This window comes from Catenulispora pinistramenti, assembly GCF_018274385.1.
Taxonomy (GTDB): Bacteria; Actinomycetota; Actinomycetes; order Streptomycetales; family Catenulisporaceae; genus Catenulispora; species Catenulispora pinistramenti.
On sequence record NZ_JAAFYZ010000126.1, the window covers coordinates 20,881 to 29,457 of the forward strand.

Annotated in this window: 10 protein-coding genes; 8 read left to right on the forward strand and 2 right to left on the reverse strand. The window is 69.1% G+C overall.

Going from position 1 to position 8,577, the window contains the following annotated elements; genetic code table 11:
- The first annotated feature begins 185 nt into the window (after window positions 1-185).
- Window positions 186-1,325: a DNA topoisomerase subunit B gene (locus KGQ19_RS29890; protein ID WP_212015091.1), complete on the forward strand. Its 1,140-nt coding sequence runs from the start codon at window positions 186-188 to the stop codon at window positions 1,323-1,325.
- Window positions 1,326-1,472: 147 nt separating this feature from the next.
- On the opposite strand, the gene KGQ19_RS29895 is transcribed toward KGQ19_RS29890, so the two are convergent.
- Window positions 1,473-1,799: a hypothetical protein gene (locus KGQ19_RS29895; protein ID WP_194894978.1), complete on the reverse strand. Its 327-nt coding sequence runs from the start codon at window positions 1,797-1,799 to the stop codon at window positions 1,473-1,475.
- Window positions 1,800-2,205: 406 nt separating this feature from the next.
- On the opposite strand from KGQ19_RS29895, the gene nucS reads away from it, so the two are divergent.
- The 4 genes from nucS (at window position 2,206) to KGQ19_RS29910 (ending at window position 4,211) form a co-directional block, all read left to right on the forward strand.
- Complete coding sequence (nucS, locus tag KGQ19_RS29900) at window positions 2,206-2,883, forward strand: endonuclease NucS (RefSeq protein ID WP_212015099.1); 678 nt, start codon at window positions 2,206-2,208, stop codon at window positions 2,881-2,883.
- Window positions 2,884-2,955: 72 nt separating this feature from the next.
- Complete coding sequence (locus KGQ19_RS50105) at window positions 2,956-3,159, forward strand: hypothetical protein (RefSeq protein ID WP_230419660.1); 204 nt, start codon at window positions 2,956-2,958, stop codon at window positions 3,157-3,159.
- A gap of 156 nt (window positions 3,160-3,315) precedes the next feature.
- Entirely contained in the window at window positions 3,316-3,660 is a 345-nt protein-coding gene (locus tag KGQ19_RS50110; protein WP_230419661.1) for a hypothetical protein, read from the forward strand.
- A gap of 146 nt (window positions 3,661-3,806) precedes the next feature.
- Complete coding sequence (locus KGQ19_RS29910) at window positions 3,807-4,211, forward strand: SCO5389 family protein (RefSeq protein ID WP_212015101.1); 405 nt, start codon at window positions 3,807-3,809, stop codon at window positions 4,209-4,211.
- 191 nt (window positions 4,212-4,402) lie between these two features.
- On the opposite strand, the gene KGQ19_RS29915 is transcribed toward KGQ19_RS29910, so the two are convergent.
- On the reverse strand, window positions 4,403-5,377 hold the full coding sequence (locus tag KGQ19_RS29915) for an LLM class flavin-dependent oxidoreductase (protein ID WP_212015103.1): 975 nt from the start codon (window positions 5,375-5,377) through the stop codon (window positions 4,403-4,405).
- Between the two features lie 146 nt (window positions 5,378-5,523).
- On the opposite strand from KGQ19_RS29915, the gene KGQ19_RS29920 reads away from it, so the two are divergent.
- From KGQ19_RS29920 to KGQ19_RS29930, 3 genes are all read left to right on the forward strand, one after another.
- Entirely contained in the window at window positions 5,524-7,314 is a 1,791-nt protein-coding gene (locus tag KGQ19_RS29920) for a 3-hydroxyacyl-CoA dehydrogenase family protein (protein ID WP_212015105.1), read from the forward strand.
- A gap of 87 nt (window positions 7,315-7,401) precedes the next feature.
- Window positions 7,402-7,722 (forward strand): Rv1322 family protein, encoded by a 321-nt coding sequence (locus tag KGQ19_RS29925; RefSeq protein ID WP_194894968.1) that lies wholly within the window; start codon window positions 7,402-7,404, stop codon window positions 7,720-7,722.
- Between the two features lie 74 nt (window positions 7,723-7,796).
- Complete coding sequence (locus KGQ19_RS29930; protein ID WP_230419662.1) at window positions 7,797-8,561, forward strand: class I SAM-dependent methyltransferase; 765 nt, start codon at window positions 7,797-7,799, stop codon at window positions 8,559-8,561.
- Window positions 8,562-8,577 lie beyond the last annotated feature (16 nt).

Genomic DNA, 8,577 nt, shown 5'->3' on the forward strand with positions numbered 1-8,577 from the left:
CTCAGCGGGCTCCGGCGACACCTTATAAGCACTCTCATGAAGGTTCGCAGTCCCGATGCCGGGGGTCGGCCGACAGGCATCCAGTGACTCGCTCAGGGCTTCGCGATACCGGCTATGACCTGGTCTTTCACTGAATTCCGGCTAGGATTGGGGCAGTTCGCGGAACGCTGTCGAAGGGGGACATCGTGAGTGAGGATCGTACCTACAGCGCCGACTCGATTGTGGTGTTGGAAGGTTTGGAAGCCATACGGAAGCGGCCGGGCATGTACATCGGCTCGACCGGAGAGCGCGGGCTGCACTGGGTCGTTTTCGAGGCGGCGAACCGGGCGATCGATGAAGTGCTCGGTGGACGTGCCGGCTTGCTCGAGGTGACGTTGACCGCCGACGGCGCCGTCCGGGTCGGCGATGACGGACCCGGCCTTCCCTTCGAGGGCGGCGGTGACGACGAGCCCGGGCTCGAAGAGCAGCTGACCCGGATAGGGGTCGGCCGCCGGCCCGGGCCCGCGATCCATGCCGGCTGGATGGATCTCGCCATCGTCAACGGCGTGTCCGGCCGGCTGGTCGCCGAGGTCCGCCGCGAGGGCCGGCGGCGGGTCCAGGAGTACGTGCGGAGCGTCGCGGTCGCTCCGCCGACCGACGCCGGACCGGCGGACGACACCGGGACCGTCATCACCTTCTGGCCGGACCCCGACATCTTCCAGACAACGGAGTTCTCGTTCAGCGTGCTGGCAGAGCGTTTCAGGGAACTGGCTTGGCTCAACCCGGGCCTGGATGTCTCACTCGTGGACGAACGCCAGACGCCCGAACGCGCTTCGGCCCGCTTCCACTTCCCGGACGGTGTACGCGAGCTCGTCGCGTTCCTCGATGAGCAGCTATCCGCTCCGGTCCATCCGGACATCATCAGCTTCGAGCAGGACGACGCGCAGATGGCGGGCCGGACGGAGATCGCTTTGCGCTGGCGTGACTCCGGCCCGGAGCACGTCCGCAGCTTCACCAACAGCGCGCCTACGCGCGGCGGCGGCACGCACCTGAACGGCTTCCGTGACGGCGTAGCGGCTGCGGTCAACACTTATGCACGAGCGCAGGGCCTGTTGGCGGCAACGGATCCCGATCTCGGTGCCGAGCAGATCTGCGAAGCCTTGACGGCCGTGGTGTCGGTGAAGCTGGAGCACCCCGAGTACGGAGGCTGCACCCGCGACCAGTTGGGCGGTGCCGGCGTGCGTCCCGCTGTCGCCCAGGCCGTCGAGGAACATCTCGGCGGCTGGCTGACCGGACATCCGCAAGCGGCCGCGGCCATCGTCGGGCAGATCATGGCGCGCCACTGAATCAGGACCCTGCGGGTTGTGGTCCGTCCTTGCCCGGACGCCGATCGGCGCCCTTCCCGGGGATATCCCCTAGGGAAGGACGCCGATTTATTTGAACGCTTTTTCGAGCGACGGGCCGGGCGATGCCGGACTTATAGCGGCTCGGAATCAGGCGTCCGCCTTCTCAGCGGCTTCCTTCTCCGCGATGGCGTCCGGGTGGTGCTCGCCGGCGAATTCGCGGCCCAGCACCTCGTGCGCGGCCCGCAGGTGGTCCAGGCCGGTCTCGCCGTGCTCGGCGGCGTGGCCGTCGAGGGCGTCCAGGATGCGCTCGACCGGCTCGTGGTGGCCTTCCAGGCGCTGCTCGGCGTAGTAGGCGATGCCCAGCTTCATGAACAGCTTCGCGCCGTGCCGGTGGGCGCTCCACTCCTCAGCGGCCTCCACCGCGCCATCGAAGCTCTTCTCGGTGATCTCGAGAGCCTTGGCTATGAAACTCATCGGTCTGCGACTCCTCGCGTCGAAACGGCGCCCATCGACACTATCGACGAGGCGTATGCGTGCTCTCAGTGTTAGCTCGCGGCCTGCCCCGCTCTTCCTTCACGCCCTTCCGTGACGGACATGAGTACGGGTTAGCAGCGCGTCGTGCTGAATAATAGCGGCAACAGCGAGAACGGGTTACGGCGATGTGCGTACTCAGGACTAGTACTGTGATAGGGGAACCCCTGCGATCGCAACGTGCGTGCATCGCAAGATGAACGTCGGGGGAAGACCCGCGGTGGCGTTGAGGAACCGTTCAGCTGAGGAATCCCGAGCTACGTTTTCCCGCCGGGCGGGTAGTCGTCTGGTTACCCATTGACTCTGGGGTGCGCGGCGCGGGGCTCTCGCGTTGGTAGGCTCCGATCCCATGCGCATCGTCATCGCCCACTGCACCGTCGACTACGCCGGCCGGCTCTCCTCGCACCTCCCGGAGGCCAAGCGGCTGCTGATGGTGAAGGCGGACGGCAGCGTCTCGATCCACGCCGACGACCGCGCGTACAAGCCCCTCAACTGGATGTCGCCGCCCTGCGTGCTCAAGGAGTCCGAGCGCGACGAGGACGGCCGCGTGATCTGGACGGTCACCAACAAGGCCGGCGAGCGGCTGGTGATCACGCTCCAGGACGTCGAACTGGACGCCAGCCACGAACTCGGCGTGGACCCCGGCCTGCAGAAGGACGGGGTCGAGGCGCACCTGCAGGAACTGCTCGCCGAGCAGATCGAGACCCTGGGCAGCGGCTGGACCCTGGTGCGGCGCGAGTACCCGACCGCGATCGGGCCGGTGGACATCATGGCGCGCGACTCCGACGGGGCGCACGTCGCGGTGGAGATCAAGCGGCGCGGCGAGATCGACGGCGTCGAGCAGTTGACGCGGTACCTGGAACTGCTGAACCGCGACCCGCTGCTGGCCCCGGTGCGCGGGGTGTTCGCGGCGCAGGAGATCAAGCCGCAGGCCCGGACGCTGGCCGCGGACCGGGGGATCGAGTGCGCGGTGCTGGACTACGAGGTGCTGCGCGGGATGGACGACCCGAGTTCGCGCCTGTTCTGAATCAGAGTCCTTGTTCTGAATCAGAATCCTGCTCCAATGGATCCGGCGACGGTTCGCCGGACAACGGGAGCGATGATGAGACTCAGCAGAAGGACCCTGCTCGTAGGCGCGGTATCGGCACCGGCCGCCCTCTGGCTGGCCGAGGGTACGGCCCAGGCCGCCGCGAGCTATGACGTCGCCGTCTGCGAGCAGTACCGGAACCAGGTCCAGATCTACTCCTCGGCGGCCGGGTGTGGTCGCCCGGCGGCGGTGGCTGGGCGAACCTGTCGGACGTGAAGTTCGGCCCTGGTCCAGACGATCAGCTTCCCCGGTGCGCACGGGCTCTGGTACGACGACGTCCACAACCGCCTCTGGGCGGTCGGGCAGGGCAAGGCGACCTCGTATCAGGTCAGCGGCAGCTATCGGAACACCCGGCTGGTCGGCGGGGTCGACGTGTCGATCGGCTCGGGGAACCTCGGGCACAGCCTCGACGCGTCCTACAAGGACAGCGGGATCCTGTTGGTCAGCCACAGCAGCGCGGTGGTCGCGATCAACAAGACCACGCACGCGGTGAGCACGGTGCACGCCGACCACGCGGTGAAGTCGTTCAGCCAGCACTCCTCGGGAGAGGCGTTCTGGGTGCAGAGCACGGGGAAGACGTACCACGGCGACAGCCGCGACTGGGTCAACCCGGATGTGCAGTTCTTCAATGCCGCCGGCGCGCGTTTCTTCACCCGCGGGTTGTCGTACGGCGCGGAGTTCTACAAGGCTCGGCTGCACGCGGTCGGCTACCACTGACGGCCCGCTGTGCTGGTGTGATGCAAGAGGTTGGACATCAGTCGTGTGCTGATGGCGTTTTGAAAGCCTTCGCCCCGACAGGTTAGAAGACCTCCTGGATGGGCCATGCCTCTAGGTGTATCCCCTACCGGGAGGAGTCCCCTGATATGTCCCTCGATGTTTCCCCGGAGCTGCTTGACGCCGCTGAACGCGGCGAGGTCTCCGACCAGCAGTTCGCCGATTGTGTGCGGGACTCGCTGCCGTACGCGTGGCGGATGGTCAGCGACTTGTCGACGCGGCTGCACGTGGACGGCGCCGGTGCGACCGGCTTCGTGGACAACACCACGCCGCCGCCGGACGAGCAGGCCCGCGGGCAGCTGTTGCGGGCCCTGGCCAGCGACGCCATCCGCGGCTGCCTGGAACGGCACTTCGGGGTGCGGCTGGCGTTCCAGAACTGCCACCGGGTCGCGGTGTTCCCCTCCGGGACCGCTGAGGACTCTGATGTCTACAGCACCTTCACCTCGGTCCGGTCCCAGCTGCTGAATCAGTCGCCGCTGCTGCGCGACTGCTGAGCCGCGGGTCCTGCGGAGCTGGTGGGGACGGTTCGGGTGCGGATGGAGCCGTACTGATTCACGGGCTGGTGCGGGCTCCCGAATCGAGGCCGGAGGACTTGCGAACGGCCGGTGGCGTCCCAGGGGGCAGAGGACGCCACCGGCCCTTCTTTTTGCTTCACGCCACCGCGTGGGCTTCGAGCCTGAGCGCCTCAGCCCGCCGCGCGCAGCAGGGGGAGCACCGAGCTTCCCAGAGCTTTGATATTGGTCAGGGTGTGCTCGGGGCCGCCGCCCTCGACGAACAACAGCACGTGCTCGATACCGGTGGCCAGGCGGGACTCCAGAATCCGTTCCGCACAATACGAAGCCGGCCCGACCGGGTGGATCGCCGTCAGGTGCTCGGCATAGTCGTCCGGATCGCGCATCGGGGCCGACACGCCGTCGAAGCGGACGTGCGCGGCCAGCCCGGGACGCAGCCAGGTCGGCATCGCCTGTCGCAGAAGGCTGACCCCCTGGCCGCGTGACGGGGCGACCTGGGCGACCACCACCGAGGCGTGGGGCGCGGGAGCGCCGTATATCCGCACCATCGCCGCCTTCTCGACGTCGTCGGCGTGCATCCCGAGCAGCATCGGCAATCCGCGGTCGGCCGCCATCCGCAGGCTCTCAGGGGACGTACACGCCACCAGCATCCGCGGCCCGCCACGCGGCACCACCGGTACCTGGCGGAACCGGTGGAACTCGCCGTCGAAGGCGACAGCGTCCTGCGATCCCCACGCGCACAGCACATCCAGCGCCTCGGCGAACGCCCGCCGCGAAAGCCCCGCCATCCCGGTGCCGAACACCTCCAGATCCACCCACGGCCCGCCCCGCCCGACGCCCAGCGTGAAGCGCCCGCCGGTGAGCACGTCGAGCATCGCCGCCTGCTCCGCCACCGCCACCGGATGCGCGGTGGACAGGACCGTCACGGCGGTGCCGACCCCGATGCTCCGGGTGCGGCCGGCCAGCAGGGCGGCGAAAGTGAGAGCGGAAGGGCAGGTGCCGTAGGGCATGAAGTGGTGCTCGGCCATGAAGACGTCGTCGAACCCGGCGTCCTCGGCGGCGACGCCGTAGTCCAGCGCGGCCCGGAGCGCCTGCTCCGCCGAACTGCCCGGAAAACCCGCTGCCAATAGAAAGACGCCGATGCGCATGCCTACCAGTGTGTAACCCATGTGGGCGGTCTCACAGGCAAGAAGGTGCTGTCAGATCGGGGGTGTCGCGTAGATACTGGCGAGTAACCGCAGACTCGATCCCTCTGGTAGCTGCGAGTCACCCAAAACTCAAGGAGACGGTTTCTATGCCCCGCGAGTTCACCACAGTCGGCGTTGTCGGCCTGGGCACGATGGGCGCCGGCATCGCCGAAGTCATGGCGCGCAACGGCATCCGGGTCATCGGCGTGGAGGTCGACCAGGCCGGTGTGGCCCGCGGCCATGGCCACCTGCAGACCTCCGTGGCCCGCGCGGTCAAGCGCGGCAAGCTGACCGACGCCGAGGCCGAGGAGCTGGCCGGCCGGGTGTCGTTCAGCACCGCGCTGGACGACCTGGCCGCCGCCGAGCTGGTCGTCGAGGCCGTGCCGGAGGACCTGGAGCTCAAGCGCTCGGTCTTCCAGCGGCTGGACGCCATCTGCCCGCCGGAGACCATCCTGGCGACCAACACCTCGGCACTGTCGGTCACCGAGATCTCGGTGGCCACCGCGCGGCCCTCGCGGGTGGTCGGGGTGCACTTCTTCAACCCGGCGACGGTGATGCGGCTGGCCGAGGTCGTGCGGACCGTGGTCACCGACCCCGAGGTGGTGGACGACGTCGAGGCGCTGGTGCGCCGGCTCGGCAAGGACGACGTCACCTGCGGGGACCGGGCCGGCTTCATCGCCAACGCGCTGCTGTTCGGCTACCTGAACCACGCGGTGGCGATGTACGAGCAGAAGTACGCCACCCGCGAGGACATCGACACCGCGATGAAGCTCGGCTGCGGCCTGCCGATGGGACCGCTGGCGCTGCTGGACCTGATCGGCGTCGACACCGCCTACGAGATCCTGGACACGATGTACCGGCAGTCGCGGGACCGGCTGCACGCCCCGGCGCCGATCCTGAAGCAGATGGCCACCGCCGGCCTGCTGGGCCGCAAGACCGGCCGCGGCTTCTACACCTATGAGGGCCCTGACTCCCCGGTGGTGGTCGAGGACGACCAGACCCCGGCGGGCGAGGGCCGCGGTCGGTCCGGCGCGCAGGTGCGCGAGGTGAACCGGATCGGCGTCGTGGGCTCCGGCACGATGGCCAGTGGCATCGCGGAGGTCTGCGTCAAGGCCGGATACGAGACCGTGCTGGTCGCCCGGGCCACGGCCAAGGTGGACGCGGCGCGCGCGGCGATCACCCGGTCGCTGGAGAAGGCGGTGCAGCGCGGCAAGCTGACCGGGCCGGACCGGGACGCCGCGCTGGCCCGGCTGCACGGGACCACGGACCTGGCCGATCTGTCCGACTGCGACCTGGTGGTAGAAGCCGTCGTGGAGGACCTGGAGGTCAAGCGCGCGCTGTTCGCCGACTTCGACCGGCTGTGCAAGCCCGGCGCGGTGCTGGCCACCACCACCTCCTCGCTGCCGGTCATCGAGTGCGCGATGGCCACGCGGCGCCCGGCCGACGTGGTCGGCGTGCACTTCTTCAACCCGGCGCCGGTGATGAAGCTGGTCGAGGTGGTGCGCACGGTGACGACCGCGGACGACGTGGCCGCCACCGTCCACGCGGTGTGCGCCAAGCTCGGCAAGGTCGCGGTGGACTGCGGGGACCGGGCCGGGTTCATCGTGAACGCGCTGCTGTTCCCGTACCTGAACGACGCGGTGAAGATGCTGGAGGCGCACTACGCCACCGCCGACGACATCGACACCGCGATGAAGCGCGGCTGCGGCTACCCGATGGGCCCGTTCGAGCTGCTGGACGTGGTCGGCCTGGACGTCTCGCTGGCCATCCAGCGCGTGCTCTACCTGGAGTTCCGCGAGCCCGGGTTCGCGCCGGCGCCGCTGCTGGAACACCTGGTGACCGCGGGATACCTGGGACGTAAGGCGGGTCGCGGGTTCCGGGACTACAGCTCCCGCTGACCGTGCGGGCGCCGCATCGAATATCCGGTTGACAAACGGGCCGGGGCGCGTGGACCGCGGCGCGTGGGCGTTTACTACCCTGGAGACATGAGCCCGCGCCGCCGCCCGCCCCGCCGCTCCGACGTCCCCGACGAGGAGCGGGACGGCGCCAGCGCGCGGATGGCCTCCCGGGTCCTGGGCTTCGACCGCATCGAGCCCGGGCCCGACGGCCGGGACTGGGCCGTACGAGGGATTCCCGGCCAGGCCGCGCAGAAGGTGTACCGGTGCCCGGGCTGTGATCAGGAGATCCGGGCCGGGGTGCCGCATCTCGTGGCCTGGCCGAGGGACGACTACGGCCAGGGCGTGCACGATCGGCGGCACTGGCACACGCCTTGCTGGAACGCGCGCGGGCGGCGGCGCGCGAGGTAACACTTCGACAAAGTAAGGACGCGGCGAACCCCCGCCGCTTGGCGAGCGGCCCGCGACCCGCGATCATGTCCGCCATGGACCGCACATTCGAGGAAATGATCGCGCAGGCCGAGGCGGTCGACGTCAGCGGCTGGGACTTCTCCTGGCTCGACGGCCGCGCCACCGAGGAGCGCCCGCCGTGGGGCTACCAGCGCCAGATGGGCGAGCGCATCGGCCGCGCGCACCTGCACCTGGACATCCAGACCGGCGGCGGCGAGGTACTGGCCGGGGTGCCGCAGCGCGCCTCCGGCGCGATGGTCGCCACCGAGGGCTGGCCGCCGAACATCGAGGTGGCCCAGGCGAACCTGCGCGAGAAGGGCGTGGTGATCGTCGCCGACGAGGACGAACCCCCGCTCCCCTTCGCCGACAACGCCTTCGACCTGGTCACCAGCCGCCACCCGGTGATGGCCCACTGGCGCGAGATCGCCCGGGTCCTGGCCCCCGGCGGCACCTACTTCTCCCAGCACATCGGCCCGGACAGCGGCCACGAGGTCTACGAGTGGTTCCTCGGCCCCAAGCCCACCGGCAAGGGCTTCCGCGAGCCGGCACTGGCCCGGGCCGAGGCGGCGAAGAACGGCCTGGAGGTGGTGGACCTGCAGGAGGCCGAACTGAAGATGGAGTTCTTCGACATCGGCGCCATGGTCTACTTCCTGCGCAAGGTGATCTGGTTCGTGCCGGACTTCAGCGTCGAGAAGTATCGCGATGACCTGCTGCGGATGCATGAGCACATTGAGCGTGAGGGGTCGTTTGTGGCTTACTCGCGGCGGTTCTTGATTGAGGCGCGCAAGTCTGGGGGGTGAGGGGTGAGGTGTGGGG

What these genes read in the sequence shown, in the direction of transcription:
- KGQ19_RS29895 (WP_194894978.1), bottom strand. Translation starts at nt 1,799, where the DNA reads ATGAGTTTCATAGCCAAGGCTCTCGAGATCACCGAGAAGAGCTTCGAT.
- nucS (WP_212015099.1), top strand. Translation starts at nt 2,206, where the DNA reads ATGCGCATCGTCATCGCCCACTGCACCGTCGACTACGCCGGCCGGCTC.
- KGQ19_RS50105 (WP_230419660.1), top strand. Translation starts at nt 2,956, where the DNA reads ATGATGAGACTCAGCAGAAGGACCCTGCTCGTAGGCGCGGTATCGGCA.
- KGQ19_RS29910 (WP_212015101.1), top strand. Translation starts at nt 3,807, where the DNA reads ATGTCCCTCGATGTTTCCCCGGAGCTGCTTGACGCCGCTGAACGCGGC.
- KGQ19_RS29915 (WP_212015103.1), bottom strand. Translation starts at nt 5,377, where the DNA reads ATGCGCATCGGCGTCTTTCTATTGGCAGCGGGTTTTCCGGGCAGTTCG.
- KGQ19_RS29920 (WP_212015105.1), top strand. Translation starts at nt 5,524, where the DNA reads ATGCCCCGCGAGTTCACCACAGTCGGCGTTGTCGGCCTGGGCACGATG.
- KGQ19_RS29925 (WP_194894968.1), top strand. Translation starts at nt 7,402, where the DNA reads ATGAGCCCGCGCCGCCGCCCGCCCCGCCGCTCCGACGTCCCCGACGAG.
- KGQ19_RS29930 (WP_230419662.1), top strand. Translation starts at nt 7,797, where the DNA reads ATGGACCGCACATTCGAGGAAATGATCGCGCAGGCCGAGGCGGTCGAC.